Genomic DNA, 20,407 nt, shown 5'->3' with positions numbered 1-20,407 from the left:
TCAATGCAAAATAAATAACGTACTTTGCAAACTACACAACAAAATCTGCAAATAAGCGGGTTACTTTTGGAATATCCGTGAGGCGTTTTCCATGACTTCAACATTAATTTCCAATACCGATTCAGCGCAAAAAGCGCTGGACGATAAATTATCCGTACGTGAAAAAATAGGCTATGGGTTGGGTGACGCAGGCGGAACGGTAATTACCTGCTTAATCATGAATTTCCTGACCTTTTTTTATACCGATATTTTTGGCTTAACCCCGGCGCTGGTCGGCACACTGTTTATGGCATTACGTGTATTCGATGCCATATCCGACCCGGTAATGGGGATCATTGCTGACCGCACCCAAAGTCGCTGGGGCCGTTTTCGCCCCTGGCAGCTATGGATTGCCCTGCCTATCGGCATTATCGGTGTGCTGACCTTCACCGTCCCCGATGCCAGCATGAACGTGAAAATTGCCTGGGCGTTTGGCACTTATCTTCTGCTTTCTGTGGGTTATACCGCCATCAACGTGCCCTACTGCGCGCTGATCAATACGATGACCACGCGTCATAGCGAAGTGATCTCCTGCCAGTCCTGCCGTTTTGTGCTCTGTGGCGTGGCGGGTTTTCTGGTCTCAGTTGGCCTGCCGTGGCTGGTCTCCTCCTTGGGTAAAGGGAATGCCGCGCAGGGTTATCAGCTCGGTGTCGGCGTGCTGTGCGCCATCGCCGTAGTGATGTTCCTGTGCTGTTTCTTCTGGGTGCGCGAACGGGTGCCGCTGTCGACGATGGGTAAATTCACCCTGCGTGAACATCTGGCGGGGCTGCGTAAAAACGACCAGTTGTTACTGATGCTGCTGATGTCTTTCCTGCTGATCAATGTGTTTAACATTCGCGGCGGCGGCTACATGTACTTCATCACCTATGTACTGCAAGGCAGCACCGGTTATACCTCGCTATTTTTCACCATGGTGACCTTTGCCTCGATTCTTGGCTCGGTGCTGGTTAACCCGCTGTCAAAACGCTTCGACACGGTGAAATTCTACTACTACACCAACCTCGTGCTGGCCGCGCTATCGGTGATGATGTGGCTCCTGCCTACCGGACCGGCCTGGCAGACCCTGTGGCTGGCGGTCATTCTGGGTAATGGCGTGATCCTCGGCTTTACCCTGCCGCTGCACTTCTCACTGATGGCCTTCGCCGATGATTACGGCGAGTGGAAGACCGGCGTGCGTTCGTCCGGTATGAACTTCGCCTTCAACCTCTTCTGCATCAAGCTCGCGTGGGCGTCCAGCGCCGTCATCATCAGCCTGGTGTTCGTTTTCGTCGCCTATCAGCCCGGCGCAGGAAATCAGACACCCGCTTCGTTACAAGGCATCACCGCAATGGAGACGCTGCTGCCTGCCCTGTTCCACCTGCTGCTGGCGTTCGCTATCCGCGCCTGCAAGCTCAACAATCCCATGATGGCGCGTATTGCCACCGATCTGCGCCAGCGTCATGTTCAGTCTTAAGGAGTCTGTAATGGAAGTCGATCTGCACAAACTGAAAGTCAGCGATGCGTTTCTCGGCCAGTATCAACAACTGGTGCGCGAGGTTGTTATTCCCTACCAGTGGGATGCGCTGAATGACCGTATCGCCGAAGCCGACCCCAGCCATGCGATTGAAAACTTTCGTATCGCCGCCGGACTGCAAGAGGGGGAGTTTTACGGCATGGTCTTTCAGGACAGCGACGTCGCCAAGTGGCTGGAAGCGGTGGCCTGGTCACTGTGCCAGAAGCCGGATGCGGAACTGGAGAAGACCGCCGATGAGGTGATCGAGCTGGTCGCCGCAGCCCAGTGTGACGATGGTTACCTCAACACCTATTTCACGGTCAAAGCGCCGCAGGACCGTTGGACCAACCTGGCCGAATGCCATGAGCTCTATTGCGCCGGGCATATGATTGAGGCGGGGGTGGCTTATTTTCAGGGCACCGGGAAACGCCGTCTGCTGGAGGTGGTCTGCCGCCTGGCGGATCATATCGATTCGGTCTTCGGCCCCGGTGAACAACAGTTGCACGGCTACCCGGGGCATCCGGAGATCGAACTGGCGCTGATGCGTTTGTACGAAGTTACTCAGCAGCCCCGCTATCTGGCGCTGGTGAATTACTTTGTTGAGCAGCGTGGCACGCAGCCGCATTTCTACGATGTCGAATATGAAAAGCGCGGGCGGACCTCTTACTGGCATACCTACGGCCCGGCGTGGATGGTCAAAGACAAAGCCTACAGTCAGGCACACCAGCCGTTAGCCGAACAGCAAACGGCTATCGGCCACGCGGTACGCTTCGTCTACCTGATGACCGGCGTGGCCCACCTGGCGCGCTTAAGCCAGGACGAAGGGAAGCGTCAGGATTGCCTGCGGCTATGGAACAATATGGCGCAGCGCCAGCTTTACATCACCGGCGGCATCGGCTCGCAGAGCAGCGGCGAGGCGTTCAGCAGCGATTACGATCTACCCAACGACACGGTGTATGCCGAAAGCTGTGCCTCCATTGGGCTGATGATGTTCGCCCGCAGAATGCTGGAGATGGAGGCCGACAGCCAGTACGCCGATGTGATGGAGCGTGCGCTCTACAATACGGTGCTCGGCGGCATGGCACTGGACGGGAAACACTTCTTCTACGTTAACCCGCTGGAAGTGCACCCGAAGTCACTGAAATTCAACCATATCTATGACCATGTGAAACCGGTTCGTCAGCGCTGGTTTGGCTGTGCCTGCTGCCCGCCGAATATCGCCCGCGTGCTCACCTCGCTCGGCCATTATCTCTACACTCCGCGCGAAGATGCGCTTTACATCAACCTCTACGTTGGCAATAGCGTGGAGATCCCGGTGGGCGGCCAGGCGCTGCGGCTGCGGGTCAGCGGCAACTATCCGTGGCAGGAGCAGGTCACTATTACCATCGAGTCACCGCAGGCGGTTGACCACACGCTGGCGCTGCGTCTGCCGGACTGGTGCGCCGATCCGCACATCACGCTGAACGGCGCGGAGATGGCCAGCGATATCCGTAAAGGCTATTTGCATATTCAGCGCCGCTGGCAGGAGGGCGATACCCTGACGCTCACCCTGCCAATGCCGGTACGCCGGGTTTATGGCAATCCGCTGCTGCGTCATGTGGCGGGTAAAGTGGCGATTCAGCGCGGGCCGCTGGTTTACTGCCTGGAGCAGGCGGACAACGGGGAAGAGCTGCATAATCTGTGGCTCTCACCACAGGCGACATTCAGCGTTTTTGAGGGTAAGGGGATTTTCGCCCATAAAATGCTGATTCAGGCGCAGGGCTATAAGCAAACAGCGGCTGACGCGGGGCAGCAGGCTCTGTGGCGTTATGACAAAACGCCAGGCGAACGTCAGGCGCAGACGCTGACCTTTATTCCGTGGTTTTCCTGGGCAAATCGCGGCGAAGGGGAGATGCGGATTTGGGTTAACGAGGAAAGGTAACCGGATGCCGTAATCGCCGGAATGTCCCGGATGTCGGCGTAACGCCTTATCCGGGTTACCGTTCACCGTCTTACTTGAGCAGACGCACCCGGCAGGCTTTGCCTTTGATTTTGCCCTGCTGGAGTTGCTTCCAGGCCTGTTTTGCCACGGACTGACGCACGGCAACATAGGCATGCATCGGGTGCATATCAATCTTGCCGATATCCGCGCCATCCAGGCCAATATCACCGGTCAGTGCGCCCAGAATATCACCGGGGCGCATTTTGGCTTTCTTACCGCCATCGATGCACAGGGTCGCCATCTCCGCTTCCAGCGGCTTGATGTTGTTGCTGATAACCGGGGATTGCCAGTCGAGCGAAATAGCCAGCATTTCACCGAGAATAGCCGCACGCTGCGCTTCTTCCGGTGCGCACAGGCTAAGCGCCATACCGCTCTGCCCGGCACGCGCGGTACGGCCAATGCGGTGTACGTGCACTTCCGGGTCCCAGGACAGCTCGTAGTTGATGACCATTTCCAGCGCTTTGATATCCAGCCCGCGCGCGGCGACGTCGGTAGCCACCAGAACACGGCTACTGCCGTTGGCAAAGCGCACCAGCGTCTGGTCGCGGTCACGCTGTTCCATATCACCATGCAGCGCCAGCGCGCTCTGATTACGCTCATTCAGCGCATCGCACACTTCCTGGCAATCTTTTTTGGTGTTGCAGAACACCACACAGGAAGCTGGCTGATGCTTGCTTAACAGACTCAGCAGCAGCGGAATTTTTTCCCGGCGCGAGACTTCATAGAAATGCTGTTCCACCGCCGGTAAGGCTTCGACCGAGTCGATTTCAATGGTTTGCGGATCGCGCTGGAAACGGGTGCTGATGGCCGCAATGGCCGCAGGCCAGGTGGCGGAAAAGAGCAGCGTCTGACGACGTTCCGGCGCATGACGCAGGATGGCGTCAATGGCGTCGCTAAAGCCCATATCGAGCATGCGATCGGCTTCATCCAGGACCAGCGTTTTCAGGGCGTCCAGGGTGACGGTGGCTTTTTCCAGATGATCCAGCAGACGACCCGGCGTGGCGACGATGATATGCGGCGCATGCTGGAGCGAATCGCGCTGTGCACCAAAGGGCACACCGCCGCACAAGGTCAGAATTTTAATGTTGGGCAGATAACGCGCCAGACGACGAAGCTCTTTGGCGACCTGGTCGGCCAGCTCACGCGTTGGGCATAGCACCAGAGATTGGGTCACAAACTGGCTGGCATCGATGTGCTGCAGCAATCCTAAGCCAAAAGCGGCGGTTTTGCCGCTGCCGGTCTGCGCCTGTACGCGCACGTCTTTCCCTTCAAGGATCGCCGGCAATGCCGCCGCCTGGACCGGGGTCATGGAGTGATAACCCAGCTCATCAAGGTTGGCGAGGAGTTCAGCGGGCAAAGCATTTAAGGTTGAAAAGGCGGTCACGGTGTTATCTCTGAGTAGTTGCAGGCCGCTATGCTAGCAGACTCTGTGTGTCCGGTCATTGCGGCTACATATGTTTGCCTTTAGCTCGCTTTAAAAGGGTCTTTCTGGTCGTCCTTGCTGTCATCGCGCTTACGAGGGATTTCCCCCTGTTTGTTTGGCGCGTCTTTAACATCTTTGGTGTGTTGGTCATCGGACTGGTGATGTGTGGCCATATTTTCCTCCCGTGTTGTTTTATCGAGTATAGACAATCGGGATCGGGGACCGGAGGAATGGCGAATATTCCCTGTCATTCAGTCTGTTCCCCACCCGGTCGTAACCCCGGATGGCGGCGCAAACGCCTTATCCGGGCTACACCCGGTTTTCTCCCTCTCCCCCGGGGAGAGGGTTGGGGTGAGGGGAATATGCGGCTCAGGTGGAGGGTTCCGTTCCCTTTATGTTTATGGCGAAATGGACCTCCTGAACACGTGAACGGGTAAAGGGGAACACCGCGTTCCCCTTTACAATCCCCGTAGCCCCGATAAGCGCAGCGCCACCGGGGGTTCAGGCTATTTCGTAAACAGCGCTTTATCGCGCAGCACGTGGTCATTGCCGCGACGGCGGGTAAAACCGATGCGGTCGAAGTATTCCAGGATCTGAATCGCCAGCTTACGCCCGACGTTAAGGGTGTCGCGGAAATCCGCTGCGCTGGTCGAACCGTGAATCGGATCGCGGTCGCGGATCATACTGGCGAAAGCGACAATCCGATCGTTGCGGTAATAACGATCTTTGACGATCGCCGTTATCAGCCCTTGTTGTGCCGCCTGGCGCAATACGCTGCGCATCGCCTGCTCATCCGCGCCCGTCTCACGCGCTAAATCACGTACCCACCAGGGTTCGTCGCCGAACAACGGCTCGGCACGCTGCCAGATGGCGGCCTGCTCGTCGGTAAAGCCCGCTTTATGATCCGGCAGATGCAGCCAGCCGTGGTGGCTGTGGATCTCGCCGCTGTCGCGCATCTGCTCAATCAGCGTCAGCACCAGCGCTTCATCTTCCATCGGCAGGGCCATACGCCGTAAACGCTCGCGTCCAGGACCGGGTTCATCCGCATGCTGATCGTGATATTGGGCAAGCGTCGCCAGCAATTTACGCTGCCAGCCTGCGGCCACGGGCGCACTGAGCAGGTTGTCTCCCGCACGAATAAACCCAGGTTCGTTCACCAACGCCTCAAGCCCGGCATCGTTCAACTGCCGCGCCCAGGCAAAGGCCGGAAGGTTCACCGCCCCGCGTTGCAGATGCACGGCCAGCGCCTGCGCATCGCTTTCTGTTGCCGCCAGTGCGCCAAGCCACTGCTGATACTCTGGTTTGCGCTTGCCGCGACGCGGTGGGTGCAACGCCACCACGCGCGCGCCTGCCAGCGTTTCACGCGCGGAAATGTCCCGCAGCACCAGTCTGTCGTTATCTGCCAGCCATAACGGCGTATCGAGCACCAGCTCCGCCAGGTTGTTATCCAGCAATGATACGCGCCCGGTGATATGACTCGCAGCGTGGTGAATATGCAGCGGTTGCCACTGGGTCAACGGCGTATGGGTTTGCAGCGCCACAATGACACGCTCCGAAGGTTCGGGCGGCGTGACGGAAAGCAGCCAGTCCCCACGGGTCAGGGCCTCTTTTTCCGCATCACCGGCGATATTCAGGGCGATGCGTTGCCCGGCATACGCCCGCTCGGTCGGCTGATTTTGGGCATGCAATCCGCGCACGCGCATCGGCTTATTCACCCCGGTGAGCCACAGCGTATCGCCCACGCGCACTTCACCCGACAGCGCGGTTCCGGTCACCACCAGCCCCGCCCCTTTCACCGTAAACGCCCGGTCGAGTGCCAGGCGAAAACGTTGATACTGCGGATGCGCACGCGCAGGCAGTTGCAGCAGGTGCGCGCGCAGTTCGTCAATGCCACGCGCTTCGGTTGCCGCCGTCACAAACAGCGCCGCCTCTTTCCAGCCAAAGTCGTTTAACGTCGCCAGTACCTCGTGGCGGACGGCATCAATACGCGCCTCATCCACGCGATCGGCTTTGGTCAGCGCAACAGTCAGCGCCGGGTTACCGGTGAGTTGCAAAATAGCCAGATGCTCGCGGGTTTGCGCCATCACGCCATCGTCGCAGGCCACCACCAGCAGCGCATGGTCGATACCGCCCACACCTGCGAGCATATTGGACAGAAACTTCTCGTGGCCCGGCACATCAATAAAGCCTGGCACACTGCCATCCGGCTGCGGCCAGTAGGCATAGCCAAGATCGATGGTCATACCGCGCGCTTTCTCTTCCGGCAAACGGTCAGCATTCACGCCGGTAATGGCCTGTAGTAATGTCGTTTTGCCGTGGTCGACGTGCCCGGCGGTGGCAATAATCATTTCAACAACATCTCCAGAAATCGGGGTTCATTCTCAAGACAGCGTAAATCCAGCCATAAGCGGCCATCAGAGATCCGCCCCAGCACCGGCTCTGGCAGGTTACGCCAGGATGCCGCAAGCGCTTCCAGGCGACGCCCGCTGCCGTCACGCGGGGTAAAAGTCAGCGCGGCGCTGGGCAGCCTGTCCACCGGCAGGGAACCGCTGCCGATTTGCGATAAACAAGCTTCCACACGCAGGTCGAACGCATCGTAATGGTCGGCAAGTACCCCGGCAAGGCGCAACGCTTGCTGGCGAATCTCGTCTGGTTTTCGCGTCAGCAAACGCAGGGTGGGTAAATTGTCCCGCAGCTTTTCCGGGTGCAGATACAGACGCAGCGTCGCTTCCAGTGCTGCCAGCGTCATTTTATCTGCCCGCAGCGCACGCTTGAGCGGGTGGCGCTGCAACTGCGCGATCAGCGCTTTTTTTCCCACAATGATGCCCGCCTGCGGGCCGCCAAGCAGTTTATCGCCGGAAAAACTCACCAGACTCACGCCTGCGGCAATCAGTTCCTGCGGCATCGGCTCTTTTGGCAAACCATAGAGACTTAAATCCACCAGCGAGCCGCTGCCTAAATCCGCAATCACCGGCACATTTAACTCATCACCGAGCGTCACCAGCTCCGCTTCGTCTACCGTTTTGGTAAAGCCTTCAATGTGATAGTTGCTGGTATGAACCTTCATCAGCAGCGCGGTATTGTCGTTGACCGCCTCACGATAATCTTTCGCATGGGTGCGATTGGTGGTGCCGACTTCATGCAGAAAGCAGCCCGCCTGGCGCATGACATCCGGAATGCGAAACGCGCCGCCGATCTCCACCAGCTCGCCACGGGAGACCACCACTTCTTTACCACTGGCCGTTGCCGCCAGCATCAGAAGAACCGCCGCTGCATTGTTATTGACGATGCAGGCATCCTCCGCGCCCGTCAGGCGGCAGAGGATATCGGCGAGCGCCTGGTCGCGGTGGCCGCGCCCGGCGTCATCCAGCGAATACTCCAGCGTCACGGGTGAACGCATCACCTGCGCGACGGCGTCGATCGCCGCTTGCGCCTGCAACGCGCGCCCAAGATTGGTGTGTAACACGGTGCCCGTCAGGTTGATAACCGGGCGCAGCGCGCTGGCATTTTCATCCCACAAGCGCTGGTACGTTGCCTGTGCCCAGTCATTACACCAGACGGGCAGTGCCTGGCGCTGGCGGATGTCATCACGGGCTTCGTCCTGCAACTGACGCAGCGTCTGCGCCACACGGTTGTGCCCAAATTCGGTCAGTAACAGAGTGAACGCCTCATCACGTAACAGGCGATCGGTTGAGGGGATCTGGCTGTAAAGCGAGTGATTTTCCGTTGTCATGAAATGGCCTGGCTGAGGGTTGCCCCCTCCCGATGGGAGAGGGATTCGACATGAGGGGGATTGTACAGCGACTTGGTTCAGCCTGACATAACGGGCGTCAATCCTTTGGCGGTTCTGTGCGCGCAAAGCTTTCACGCTGAAAGAGATTTTCCACCATTTTAACCAATTGCGGACGATCGACACACCAGCCAGGGGAGACACGGCGGAAATTGAGATAGCTAATGGCGCAGGCAATGGCGATAGTGGCGAGGTTCATCTCATCAACGCGTAATGCCCCTTCGTTGATATAGCTCTCCAGGGTGTCGAGGCCGCGATTGATTTTTTCGCGCTGGCGTGAGAGCTCCGTTTCCGATTGCTGGGCCACCGGACGCGCCTGCTCACGCACGGAAACCAGCGCCGCATCCATGATACCGTCCGCCAGCGCTTCAATCTGACGAATTTTCAGCGCGGCTTTGGGATCGGCAGGCAGCATGGCCGGAGCGATACCCAACAGGTCGATATATTCGGCAATGATCGGCGAGTCGTACCACACTTCACCGTCATCGGTTACCAGGGCCGGTACTTTTCCCAACGGGTTGTAATGCGCCACGCCGTTAATAGCGTTGTAGGGTTGTTCATTCACAAATTCGAAGGTGATGCCCTTCTCAAGCAGGATGACCGATATTTTTCGTACAAAAGGGCTGGTATAGCTGCCGATAAGTTTCATTGCCTTCTCCTCTTCGCCAACAAAACAGTAAGTATGTACTACCCGACCAAAGCGCGCGCTGACCATTTCATAAATGTGAAAACTGCTCTGACTATAGTGCGTTACGTCTTGCCTTCGCAGCCACGCGAAAAGTGAAAGGGAATTACAGTGGCTCAGGCCAGGAAAAACCACAGTTTGCGACCGATCACACTCGGAAAACTCCTGGCAAAAATATCTTGTGATTTAGATCACAAACAAACAACAAACTCACCGCTAACAATTGTGATTAACATCACATTAACAGGCACATGGCGGTGAAATTTTAGCCTTTGTTCTTTTTTTACACATAATTTTTGTGACGAAGATCACTTCATTGGATGGTGTACCCCCTGCATTAACGTGATCTTTATCACACAAATTAGCACCATCTGGACAGTTCATCGATTCGGTGCGAGATTTCGCAGCACAGATCATGGGTCCGGCTACCTCTGCCGCCACGTTAACAACAAAACCTCGGGCTTCCGGCCTGTGAGATAGCAAACATAAGAAGGGGTGTTTTATGTCATCCGATATCAAGATCAGAGTGCAAAGCTTTGGTCGCTTCCTCAGCAACATGGTAATGCCCAATATCGGCGCGTTTATCGCGTGGGGTATTATTACCGCATTGTTTATTCCTACAGGATGGTTACCAAACGAAACGCTGGCGAAACTCGTCGGCCCAATGATTACTTTCCTGCTGCCGCTGCTGATCGGTTTTACCGGTGGTCGTCTGGTGGGTGGCGATCGTGGTGGTGTGGTAGGTGCAATCACCACCATGGGTGTTATCGTCGGTGCTGATATGCCGATGTTCCTTGGTGCAATGGTTGCCGGTCCTCTGGGCGGCCTGTGCATCAAGAAATTTGACGCCGCTGTTGACGGTAAGATCAAATCCGGTTTCGAAATGCTGGTGAATAACTTCTCCGCTGGCATCATCGGTATGATTCTGGCACTGCTGGCGTTTAAAGGCATCGGCCCTGCGGTTGAAGTTCTGTCCAAAGGCCTGGCTGCTGGCGTTAACTTCATGGTGGCGCACGACATGCTGCCGCTGGCGTCTATCTTTGTTGAACCGGCGAAAATCCTGTTCCTCAACAACGCCATCAACCACGGTATCTTCTCGCCGCTGGGTATTCAGCAGTCTCATGACCTCGGCAAGTCTATCTTCTTCCTGATCGAAGCCAACCCGGGTCCGGGGATGGGCGTTCTGCTGGCGTACATGTTCTTTGGTCGTGGTAGTGCTCGTCAGTCTGCTGGCGGCGCGGCTATCATCCACTTCCTGGGCGGTATCCACGAAATTTACTTCCCGTACGTGCTGATGAACCCACGTCTGCTGCTGGCGGTAATCCTCGGCGGTATGACTGGCGTGTTCACGCTGAGCGTGCTGAACGGCGGCCTGGTTTCTCCGGCTTCTCCGGGTTCCATCCTGGCCGTACTGGCAATGACGCCGAAAGGCACTTACTTCGCGAACCTCGTGGCTATCTTTGCTGCGCTGATCGTCTCCTTCGTTATCTCCGCGATTCTGCTGAAAACCAGCAAAGTGAAAGAAGAAGATGACGATATCGAAGCGGCTACCCGTCGTGTACAGGACATGAAAGCACAGTCTAAAGGCGCTACCCCGCTGGCCGCTGGCGACGTGACCAACGACCTGAGCCACGTTCGTAAAATCATCGTTGCGTGTGATGCCGGTATGGGCTCCAGCGCAATGGGTGCCGGTGTGCTGCGTAAGAAAGTTCAGGATGCCGGTCTGACCAACATCTCTGTGACCAACAGCGCTATCAACAGCCTGCCGTCTGACGTTGACCTGGTGATTACGCACCGTGACCTGACCGAGCGCGCTATGCGTCAGGCTCCTCAGGCACAGCACATTTCGCTGACCAACTTCCTGGACAGCGGCCTGTACACCAACCTGACTGAACGCCTGGTTGCCGCACAGCGCCACGTGGACAACAGCGTAAAGGTTCAGACCAGCTTGCAGGATAGTTTTGATGCTGGCGACAGCAACCTGTTCAAGCTGGGCGCAGACAATGTGTTCCTGGGTCGTACAGCCAGTAACAAAGAAGAAGCTATCCGTTTTGCCGGCGAACAACTGGTGAAAGGCGGTTATGTTCAGCCGGAATACGTTGAAGCGATGCTGGAACGCGAAAAACTGACCCCGACTTACCTGGGTGAGTCCATCGCGGTACCGCACGGCACCGTTGAAGCGAAAGATCGTGTGCTGAAAACCGGCGTAGTATTCTGCCAGTACCCGCAAGGCGTGCGCTTCGGTGAAGAAGAGGATGACATCGCCCGTCTGGTTATCGGTATCGCTGCGCGCAATAACGAGCACATTCAGGTGATTACCAGCCTGACCAACGCACTGGATGATGAAACCGTTATCGAGCGTCTGGCAAATACCAACAGCGTTGAAGAAGTGTTGGCGCTGCTGAAAGCGTAACCCTGGTCCCGGATAAGCGAAGCGCATCCGGGAGACACCTCCCCTCTCCCTCAGGGAGAGGGTTAGGGTGAGGATAATTTCATGTGGTTCCTCACCCCAGCCCTCTCGGGTAAAAACATTGATTAAGGTTAATTCTATGAAAGCATTACATTTTGGCGCAGGTAATATCGGACGTGGCTTCATCGGCAAACTGCTGGCTGACGCGGGGATTACGCTGACATTCGCCGATGTTAATCAGGTGGTTCTCGACGCCCTTAATGCCCGTCATAGCTATCAGGTTCACGTTGTTGGTGAAAAAGAGCAGGTAGACACCGTTTCCGGCGTCAATGCGGTGAGCAGCATCGGCGACGATGTGGTTGATCTGATTGCCTCTGTTGATCTGGTGACAACCGCCGTTGGTCCAGTGGTTCTGGAGCGTATCGCCCCGGCCATCGCCAAAGGCCTGGCAAAACGTAAGGCGCAGGGCGTAGAAGCCCCGCTGAATATCATCGCCTGTGAGAACATGGTGCGCGGCACCTCTCAGTTAAAAGGCCATGTGTTCAATGCGCTGGCAGCAGAAGATAAAGCGTGGGTTGAAGCCCATGTCGGCTTCGTTGATTCCGCAGTGGACCGCATTGTTCCGCCTTCTGAATCTGCAACTAACGATCCGCTGGAAGTGACCGTAGAAACCTTTAGCGAGTGGATTGTTGATAAAACCCAATTTGTTGGCGACCTGCCAAACATTCCAGGCATGGAATTAACCGACAATCTGATGGCGTTTGTTGAGCGCAAGCTCTTCACGTTGAACACCGGGCATGCTATAACCGCGTACCTTGGACAACAGACCGGTCATCAGACCATTCGTGACGCCATTCTGGATGACAGCATCCGTGCAGTGGTGAAAGGCGCAATGGAAGAGAGTGGCGCGGTTCTGATCAAGCGCTACGGCTTCGATGCTGCCAAACACGCCGCGTATATCGAAAAAATCCTTGGTCGTTTTGAGAACCCATACCTGAAAGATGATGTTGAGCGCGTAGGCCGTCAGCCGCTGCGTAAACTGAGCGCAGGCGATCGTCTGATCAAACCGCTGCTCGGCACGCTGGAATATGGTTTACCGCACGCGAACCTGGTAAAAGGTATCGCCGCTGCCATGCATTACCGCAGTGAACAGGATCCGCAGGCGCAGGAATTAGCGACCTTAATTGAAGAAAAAGGCCCACAGGCCGCGCTGGTGCAGATCTCCGGTCTGGACGCAGCAAGCGACGTGGTAGCCGAAGCTGTTAACGCATACAACGCAAAGGCATGATGCCGAGTTTGGCGCGGGACATCCCGCGCCTGTTAACAAGATTGTCAGATATGCAGGCAATAATGGAACTAACACAGGCTTTCGAAAACCGTGTGCTCGAGCGTCTGAATGCTGGCAAAACCGTACGAAGCTTTCTGATTGCCGCCGTCGAGTTATTGACCGAGGCGGTGAATATCCTGGTGCTTCAGGTCTTCCGCAAAGACGACTATGCAGTGAAATATGCTGTAGAGCCGTTGCTTGACGGAGATGGACCGCTGGGCAATTTGTCCGTGCGCTTAAAACTGATTTATGGGCTTGGCGTAATCAGTCGGCATGAGTATGAAGATGCGGAATTGTTGATGGCGTTACGTGAAGAACTGAATCACGACGGCACTGAATACGCCTTCACGGATGATGAAATCCTGGGGCCGTTTGGCGAACTGCACTGCGTGGCGGCGCTGCCTGCAACACCGCCCTTTGATACCAGCGACCCCGACCTGTTTGCTATGCAAAAACAGCGTTACCAGCAGGTCGTTCGTTCAACCATGGTGCTTTCCCTGACGGAGTTGATTTCCCGAATCAGCCTGAAAAAAGCATTCCAGAAATAAGCTTACTCTGTCTCTTCTTCATGAACACATGCAGGCCGATAAAGATGGCGATAATATTCCAGCCTTTCACGGTACATATCGACCTTATCTGTGGGAATATCATCAGGAACACGGTCTTTCTTATGCTGATGCGCCAGGTACTCACGGAACGCCTGGCTTGAAGCCATAAAATCGATCGCTTTATCGATGATTTGTGGGGTGTAGTCACCTAATTTAGCCATTTTCTCCTCTCCTTTTTGCCCAACCGTAAAACAAAGATGGACCTGCATGCGGGATACTTTTAGTGTTTCCGTGCTTTTCTGGGGTTGTTCGCCGCAATGCGGTATCCTTATATTTTAATCTGCAGAAATACATTCCTATGAAAGAAGTTGAAAAGAACGAAATTAAACGCCTGAGTGACCGTCTGGACGCTATCCGTCACCAGCAGGCCGGTTTGCCGCTGGTGGAATCCGCCGAAAAATATGCGGAGCTGGAGAAAGAAAAAGCGACTATCGAAACTGAAATTGAACGTCTGTGTGGCCAGTACAGCCAGAAACTCAGTAAAGAAGCACAAAAGCTGGTAAGCATGCCGTTCAAGCGCGCCATCACCAAAAAAGAGCAGGCCGATCTGGGCAAGCTGAAAAAAAGCGTGCGGGGTATTATTGTTGTGCACCCGATGACCGCGCTGGGCCGCGAAATGGGCCTCAAAGAGATGACAGGCTTCTCGAAAACCGATTTCTGATCCCGCTTCCCCTTCTTCACCGAAGGGGAGCCCTTTTTCTGCGTAAAAATCCATCCCACCAGGCGTAATCGGCGCAGGAAGTTTAAGCCTGGACTGCGCGGAAAAACCGGAGCGTACACGGAGCACGTGAGGATTCTGCGCTTCGCTTATCCCTACGGGACAGCCTGAGGGCGTTCAAAACGCTCTGCGTTTTGTTTGAGCACTACCCAGGTTCAAACGGGCAAGCAAGAGAGTCTGATGAAATGGATTTCAAGTGGCCCTACCACTTTACGCATTTATGCGCGTCACTTCACACCCCGCAAAATCACATAAAATTAACATTGCCATTACAAACCAGCCAATTAACCTTGTGCTAATGGCATTGTGCTGCCGCTAACTGGCAGTACCACTTTCCCCCGAATTTGACTGACACGGAGCAGACCATGACCGCGATTGCTGAACGGCTTTCTGAGGATGTTGCCCGGCGAATCAGAACGCTTATTCGTGAAAAAGGGCTTGAGGCGGGCATGCGTTTGCCCTCTGAGCGCCAGCTCGCCCTGCAACTTGGCGTGTCGCGCAACTCTCTGCGCGAAGCCATCGCAAAACTCATCAGCGAAGGCGTTTTGCTGAGTCGCCACGGCGGCGGCACGTTCGTGCGCTGGCAGCATGAGGCATGGTCGGAACAGAACATTGTGCAGCCGTTAAAAACGCTGCTTGAAGATGACCCGGATTACAGCTTCGATATCCTTGAAGCGCGCCATGCCATTGAAGGCAGCACCGCCTGGCATGCGGCCTTACGCGCCACACCCATCGAGAAAGAAAAAATTCGTCTGTGCTTTGAGGCCACCCTGGCCGAGGACCCGGATCTTGCGTCACAAGCGGACGTCCGCTTTCACCTGGCAATTGCCGAAGCGTCGCACAATATCGTACTGCTGCAAACCATGCGCGGCTTTTTCGACCTGCTGCAAAGCTCGGTGAAACAGAGCCGCCAGCGCATGTACCAGGTTCCCCCGGTCTTTACGCAGCTCACCGTGCAGCACCGTGAAATTATGGACGCCATTTTTGCCGGAGATGCCGATGGCGCCCGCGAAGCGATGATGGCGCACCTTGGTTTTGTTCACACCACGATTCGTCAGTTTGATGAAGACCAGGCGCGCAGCGCGCGCATCACTCGCCTGCCCAATGAACGGCATCCGCATTCTTTTGGAGACCCAGCATGATCATTTCCGCCGCCAGCGACTACCGCGCTGCCGCCCAACGCATACTGCCCCCCTTCCTGTTCCACTACATTGACGGTGGTGCCTATGCAGAATACACGCTGCGTCGGAACGTGGAGGATTTGGGTCAGGTTGCTCTACGCCAGCGGGTGCTGAAAAACATGTCAGCGCTGAGCACGGAGACCACCCTCTTTGGCGAGAAACTGTCTATGCCAGTTGCGCTCGCCCCGGTGGGATTATGCGGCATGTACGCGCGGCGGGGGGAAGTCCAGGCGGCAGGCGCGGCGGATGCGAAAGGCATACCGTTTACCTTATCGACCGTATCTGTTTGTCCGATTGAAGAGGTAGCACCGACCATTAAGCGCCCGATGTGGTTTCAGTTGTATGTTCTGCGCGACCGTGGATTTATGCACAACGCCCTGGAGCGCGCCAAAGCGGCGGGGTGTTCCACGCTGGTCTTTACTGTCGATATGCCCACACCCGGGGCGCGATACCGCGATGCCCATTCCGGCATGAGTGGACAAAACGCCGCATTGCGCCGCTACTGGCAGGCAGTGACGCATCCACAATGGGCGTGGGATGTGGGTCTGCATGGCAGACCGCACGATTTAGGCAATATCTCGACCTACCTGGGTAAACCCACCGGGCTTGAAGATTATATCGGCTGGCTGGCCAACAATTTCGATCCCTCTATATCCTGGAAAGACCTTGAATGGATCCGCGAGTTTTGGGATGGCCCGATGGTGATCAAGGGGATCCTCGATCCCGAAGATGCGCGGGACGCGGTGCGCTTTGGCGCAGACGGGATTGTGGTGTCGAACCACGGCGGGCGTCAGCTTGATGGCGTGCTCTCTTCCGCGCGAGCATTGCCCGCCATTGCCGATGCGGTGAAAGGCGATATCGCAATTCTGGCGGACAGCGGTATTCGCAACGGGCTGGACGTGGTGCGGATGATTGCGCTGGGCGCAGATACGGTGCTGCTGGGCCGCGCTTATCTATACGCGCTGGCGACACATGGCCGCGCCGGGGTGACAAACCTGCTGAATCTGATCGAAAAAGAGATGCGGGTGGCGATGACCCTGACCGGCGCGAAATCCATCAGCGAAATCAGCAAAGACTCGCTGGTGCAGGAGCTGAATAAGATCCCGGCGGCGCTGGCACCGTTGTCGCAGGGGGATGCGGCTTAAATAAGAGCTGCCTGATGCCCTCACCCCGGCCCTCTCCCACGGGGAGAGGGAGAAAAAAGCACCCAGTCTCACACCGGGCAGAGGGAAAGTTCCCTCTGCCACAGGGAGAGGGTTAGGGTGAGGGCAAAATTCTGCTATGCTCCCCCCGCTATCAAGGGGGCAGCATGTTAAATATCGTTTTATTCGAGCCAGAAATACCACCGAATACCGGGAACATCATCCGCTTATGCGCTAACACCGGCTTTCGCCTGCACATTATCGAGCCCATGGGATTTACCTGGGATGATAAGCGCCTGCGCCGTGCCGGGCTGGATTACCATGAGTTTGCCGCCGTGAAGCGTCACCACGATTATGCCGCGTTTGTTGAGGCCGAAAAGCCGGAACGTCTGTTTGCTCTCACCACCAAAGGAACGCCAGCACACAGCGCGGTGAGTTATCAGGACGGCGATTATCTGATGTTTGGCCCGGAAACGCGCGGATTACCGATGTCGATTCTGGACGCGCTACCTTCAGGACAAAAAATCCGTATTCCGATGATGCCGGACAGCCGCAGCATGAACCTGTCTAACGCGGTGTCGGTAGTGGTGTATGAAGCCTGGCGCCAGTTAGGATATGCTGGCGCGGTATTGCGAAGCTGAGTCAGCGCTCTCCCGGGGGCGGCGCGTAGCATCGCCTCCGGGCACTCAATCAAATCCCGTCGCCGTACTCAAACCCGTGGTTAATCCCATTAAAATGCTGATCCATATCCATCGCGGGTTTGTCTGATTCCGGTTTGCCGACAATGCGCGCCGGAACGCCTGCAGCGGTGGTGTGCGGCGGTACAGGTTGCAACACCACGGAGCCTGCGCCGATTTTCGCACCGCGGCCAACTTCGATATTGCCGAGGATTTTCGCCCCGGCGCCAATCATTACCCCTTCACGGATTTTCGGGTGACGGTCGCCGCTGGTTTTGCCTGTCCCGCCCAGCGTCACCGACTGCAGAATCGACACATCATCTTCAATCACCGCGGTTTCACCCACCACAATGCCTGTAGCATGGTCGAGCATGATGCCACGCCCGATTTTAGCCGCCGGGTGGATATCAACCTGGAACGATACGGAGACCTGATTTTGCAGGAAAATGGCCAACGCGCGGCGTCCCTGGTTCCACAGCCAGTGGCCGATGCGGTACGCCTGTAGCGCGTGAAAACCTTTCAGATACAAAAGCGGCGTAGAGTATTTATCCACCGCCGGATCGCGGGTGCGCACCGCCTGAATGTCGCAGGCCGCTGAGGCGATCATCTCTGGGTCAGCCGCATAGGCTTCCTCGACCACTTCACGAATGGCGATGGCAGGCATAATCGGTGATGCCAGCTTATTTGCCAGCATATAGCTTAGCGCGCTGCCCAGGTTTTCATGCTTGAGTAACGTTGCGTGGTAAAAACTGGCCAGCATTGGCTCACAGTCCGCCAGCGCCCGGGCTTCGGCTTTAATATTATTCCAGACGATATCCAGTTCTTCACACGGCATTGCTTACTCCAGACGTAATAAGTTCAGCCAGTCACTGCTTAACTGGCTGAGGACATAAACACAAAATCATTCTTACTGTGTCGCGACGACGAGGCTGGAAACCCCAGACGCTTACATAAGTAAATGACTGAGGTACGCAGCCGAAGCCAACAACCAGGCAGCATGAAGGATGACGTATGTGCTAAATACTACTGCGCTCGTCCTTGCGCGCACGACCTAATAAGGTCAATGCTGCCTCGCGCGCATTTTTTCCGCAATACAATACCTGATAAATTTCCTCGGTTATTGGCATTTCGACACCAAACCGATGCGCCAGAGCGCGAACTTCTTTGGTATTGCGGTAGCCCTCGACGACCTGACCAATCTGGTCCTGCGCCGTTTGCACGTCCATCCCCTGCCCCAGCGCCATACCGAAACGACGGTTGCGCGACTGATTATCGGTACAGGTCAGCACCAAATCCCCTAAACCCGCCATGCCCATAAAGGTGGCAGGATCGGCACCCAGCGCCGCGCCCAGACGTGACATTTCGGTCAAACCACGGGTGATAAGCGCTGTTCGGGCGTTAGCGCCAAAACCGATGCCGTCCGACATGCCTGCGCCAATCGCAATGACGTTTTTCACCGCGCCGCCAAGCTGCACGCCAATGAAATCCGGATTGCTGTAGACGCGGAAGCTTTTACCACAGTGCAGCAATTGCTGGAGATCATCGGCAAAGACCGGGTCAGTCGACGCCAGAGAAATCGCCGTTGGCAACCCTGCCGCCAGCTCCTTCGCAAAGGTCGGCCCGGAGATAACCGCCAGAGGAATCTCATCGCCCAGCACTTCACGCGCCACGTCCTGCAACAGGCGCCCCGTCTCAGCTTCCAGACCTTTGGTGGCCCAGACAATGCGCGCATCGCTGCGCATCAGCGGTTTAATCTGCTGTAAAACAGTGCCAAACACGTGGCTTGGCACAACCACGAGAATGTTACGGCTGGCCGCCAGAGCACAAGCGAGATCGCTTTCCAGCGCAAGCGTATCAGGAAAAGGGACATCGGGAAGGAAAGCGGCGTTACAACGGTCATGCTGTAAGGTCGCAATATGTTTCGGGTCATGGCCCCAAAGAACAACCTGGTGGCCATTTCTTGCCAGTGTGATGGCAAGAGCGGTGCCGTAAGAGCCGGCACCGATCACAGTCATTTCAGCATTGCGTGCGTTCATCAGGCATCCTGATGTTGTTCAGCACCTTCGCCAGCCTGCTGCTGCAGATAGTTCATGAACAGCGCATCAAAGTTCACCGGCGCAAGGTTCAGTTGCGGGAAAGTACCGCGGGAAACCAGGCTGGTGATGCACTCACGCGCGTAAGGGAACAGAATGTTCGGGCAATACGCACCGAGGCAATGCGCCAGTTGGTTACCATCGATACCGTCAATGGAGAAGATACCGCCTTGCTGTACTTCGCACAGGAAGCCCGTTTCTTCACCCAGGGAAGCGGTAACGGTAACACGCAGTACCACTTCATAAACACCTTCAGCCAACTGAGTGGATGCAGTATCCAGATCCAGTTTCACTTCCGGCTGCCAGTCTTTCTGAAACACATGCGGAGCATTCGGTGCTTCGAAAGAGATATCTTTAGTGTAGATGCGTTGAATCTGGAAAGTCATTTCCGTGTTGTTTTGTTCAGACATGTCTAAAACCCTTAAGTGTTGTCCTTAATACGCTTTATTCTTCAGGCTGCCTCTGTTTGTCGGCCTTGACGCAACGTGAATCACTTCTTCTATGCATTAACGCAACAGGGGATCGAGCCCACCGCGCGCGTCCAGCGCATATAAATCATCACAGCCGCCAATGTGCTGTGCATCAATAAAAATCTGCGGTACCGTCGTACGGCCACTACGCTTAATCATCTCTTCGCGTTTCACCGCGTCGCCATCGATCGGCAGTTCTTCAAAAGAAACACCTTTGCTGCTCAGTAGCGCTTTTGCGCGATGGCAAAACGGGCAGGTTGCTTTGGTGTAGATCTCAATATTGGCCATGACTTTGCTCCAGTTGTTTCACCCAATGGATTTCATATTGCAGGAAGGCGGCAAAATTATGAATCCCAGGAGCTTACCTTAGT

The 20,407-nt window shown here is 55.9% G+C and carries 19 protein-coding genes; 9 read left to right on the top strand and 10 right to left on the bottom strand.

The features are described 5' to 3' along the window. Positions 1-91 precede the first annotated feature (91 nt). Both ABIB59_RS18435 and ABIB59_RS18430 read left to right on the top strand, forming a co-directional pair. Positions 92-1,492, top strand: a complete 1,401-nt coding sequence (locus tag ABIB59_RS18435) for an MFS transporter (RefSeq protein WP_354036517.1) — start codon at positions 92-94, stop codon at positions 1,490-1,492. Continuing rightward, entirely contained in the window at positions 1,479-3,452 is a 1,974-nt protein-coding gene (locus ABIB59_RS18430) for a glycoside hydrolase family 127 protein (protein WP_079496906.1), read from the top strand. Before ABIB59_RS18435 ends, ABIB59_RS18430 begins: the two co-directional genes overlap by 14 nt. A 70-nt stretch (positions 3,453-3,522) precedes the next feature. Here the strand turns inward: ABIB59_RS18430 and dbpA are convergent, their stop codons facing one another. The 5 genes from dbpA to ABIB59_RS18405 all read right to left on the bottom strand — a co-directional run bounded on the left by dbpA (position 3,523) and on the right by ABIB59_RS18405 (position 9,374). Further along, positions 3,523-4,896, bottom strand: a complete 1,374-nt coding sequence (dbpA, locus tag ABIB59_RS18425; RefSeq protein ID WP_039080149.1) for an ATP-dependent RNA helicase DbpA — start codon at positions 4,894-4,896, stop codon at positions 3,523-3,525. Positions 4,897-4,976: 80 nt separating this feature from the next. Next, positions 4,977-5,108: a hypothetical protein gene (locus ABIB59_RS18420; protein WP_223878750.1), complete on the bottom strand. Its 132-nt coding sequence runs from the start codon at positions 5,106-5,108 to the stop codon at positions 4,977-4,979. Between the two features lie 333 nt (positions 5,109-5,441). Continuing rightward, on the bottom strand, positions 5,442-7,283 hold the full coding sequence (gene selB / locus ABIB59_RS18415; protein WP_354036515.1) for a selenocysteine-specific translation elongation factor: 1,842 nt from the start codon (positions 7,281-7,283) through the stop codon (positions 5,442-5,444). Further along, positions 7,280-8,668, bottom strand: a complete 1,389-nt coding sequence (selA, locus tag ABIB59_RS18410) for an L-seryl-tRNA(Sec) selenium transferase (RefSeq protein ID WP_071195062.1) — start codon at positions 8,666-8,668, stop codon at positions 7,280-7,282. The genes selB and selA overlap by 4 nt, the downstream gene beginning before the upstream one ends. A 97-nt stretch (positions 8,669-8,765) precedes the next feature. Beyond that, entirely contained in the window at positions 8,766-9,374 is a 609-nt protein-coding gene (locus ABIB59_RS18405; RefSeq protein WP_108700454.1) for a glutathione S-transferase, read from the bottom strand. Between the two features lie 538 nt (positions 9,375-9,912). On the opposite strand from ABIB59_RS18405, the gene ABIB59_RS18400 reads away from it, so the two are divergent. From ABIB59_RS18400 to mtlR, 3 genes are all read left to right on the top strand, one after another. Continuing rightward, positions 9,913-11,823: a PTS mannitol transporter subunit IICBA gene (locus ABIB59_RS18400; protein WP_039080145.1), complete on the top strand. Its 1,911-nt coding sequence runs from the start codon at positions 9,913-9,915 to the stop codon at positions 11,821-11,823. 136 nt (positions 11,824-11,959) lie between these two features. Then, a complete protein-coding gene (gene mtlD, locus ABIB59_RS18395; RefSeq protein WP_039080144.1) occupies positions 11,960-13,108 on the top strand; it encodes a mannitol-1-phosphate 5-dehydrogenase in 1,149 nt (382 codons plus the stop codon). After that, positions 13,108-13,695, top strand: a complete 588-nt coding sequence (mtlR, locus tag ABIB59_RS18390; protein ID WP_103245146.1) for a mannitol operon repressor MtlR — start codon at positions 13,108-13,110, stop codon at positions 13,693-13,695. The genes mtlD and mtlR overlap by 1 nt, the downstream gene beginning before the upstream one ends. A 2-nt stretch (positions 13,696-13,697) precedes the next feature. Here mtlR and ABIB59_RS18385 read toward each other — a convergent pair whose 3' ends face one another. Continuing rightward, complete coding sequence (locus tag ABIB59_RS18385) at positions 13,698-13,916, bottom strand: hypothetical protein (protein WP_079496903.1); 219 nt, start codon at positions 13,914-13,916, stop codon at positions 13,698-13,700. Between the two features lie 137 nt (positions 13,917-14,053). Here ABIB59_RS18385 and ABIB59_RS18380 point away from each other — a divergent pair, with 137 nt between their 5' ends. The 4 genes from ABIB59_RS18380 (at position 14,054) to trmL (ending at position 17,437) form a co-directional block, all read left to right on the top strand. Beyond that, the gene (locus tag ABIB59_RS18380; RefSeq protein ID WP_354036511.1) at positions 14,054-14,416 is read left to right on the top strand and encodes a YibL family ribosome-associated protein; all 363 of its coding nucleotides are present in this window, start codon (positions 14,054-14,056) and stop codon (positions 14,414-14,416) included. A 422-nt stretch (positions 14,417-14,838) separates the two neighbouring features. Beyond that, positions 14,839-15,615: a transcriptional regulator LldR gene (gene lldR, locus ABIB59_RS18375; protein ID WP_107222640.1), complete on the top strand. Its 777-nt coding sequence runs from the start codon at positions 14,839-14,841 to the stop codon at positions 15,613-15,615. Further along, positions 15,612-16,799: an FMN-dependent L-lactate dehydrogenase LldD gene (gene lldD / locus ABIB59_RS18370; protein ID WP_354036509.1), complete on the top strand. Its 1,188-nt coding sequence runs from the start codon at positions 15,612-15,614 to the stop codon at positions 16,797-16,799. Before lldR ends, lldD begins: the two co-directional genes overlap by 4 nt. Positions 16,800-16,963: 164 nt before the next feature. Further along, complete coding sequence (gene trmL, locus ABIB59_RS18365) at positions 16,964-17,437, top strand: tRNA (uridine(34)/cytosine(34)/5-carboxymethylaminomethyluridine(34)-2'-O)-methyltransferase TrmL (RefSeq protein ID WP_039080138.1); 474 nt, start codon at positions 16,964-16,966, stop codon at positions 17,435-17,437. Positions 17,438-17,486: 49 nt separating this feature from the next. Here trmL and cysE read toward each other — a convergent pair whose 3' ends face one another. The 4 genes from cysE to grxC form a co-directional block, all read right to left on the bottom strand. Beyond that, complete coding sequence (cysE, locus tag ABIB59_RS18360; protein ID WP_047372612.1) at positions 17,487-18,308, bottom strand: serine O-acetyltransferase; 822 nt, start codon at positions 18,306-18,308, stop codon at positions 17,487-17,489. Positions 18,309-18,489: 181 nt separating this feature from the next. Further along, positions 18,490-19,509 carry an NAD(P)H-dependent glycerol-3-phosphate dehydrogenase gene (gene gpsA, locus ABIB59_RS18355; protein WP_039080136.1) on the bottom strand — a complete coding sequence of 340 codons (1,020 nt, stop codon included), beginning with the start codon at positions 19,507-19,509 and terminating at the stop codon, positions 18,490-18,492. Continuing rightward, positions 19,509-19,976 (bottom strand): protein-export chaperone SecB, encoded by a 468-nt coding sequence (secB, locus tag ABIB59_RS18350; RefSeq protein ID WP_039080135.1) that lies wholly within the window; start codon positions 19,974-19,976, stop codon positions 19,509-19,511. Before secB ends, gpsA begins: the two co-directional genes overlap by 1 nt. Before the next feature lie 96 nt (positions 19,977-20,072). Further along, a complete protein-coding gene (gene grxC, locus ABIB59_RS18345; RefSeq protein ID WP_039080134.1) occupies positions 20,073-20,324 on the bottom strand; it encodes a glutaredoxin 3 in 252 nt (83 codons plus the stop codon). Between the last annotated feature and the right edge of the window lie 83 nt (positions 20,325-20,407).

This window comes from Citrobacter sp. UYEF32 (genome assembly GCF_040546205.1).
In the GTDB taxonomy this organism is placed as follows: Bacteria; Pseudomonadota; Gammaproteobacteria; order Enterobacterales; family Enterobacteriaceae; genus Phytobacter; species Phytobacter diazotrophicus.
This window is presented reverse-complemented; position numbering and strand designations above follow the sequence as displayed.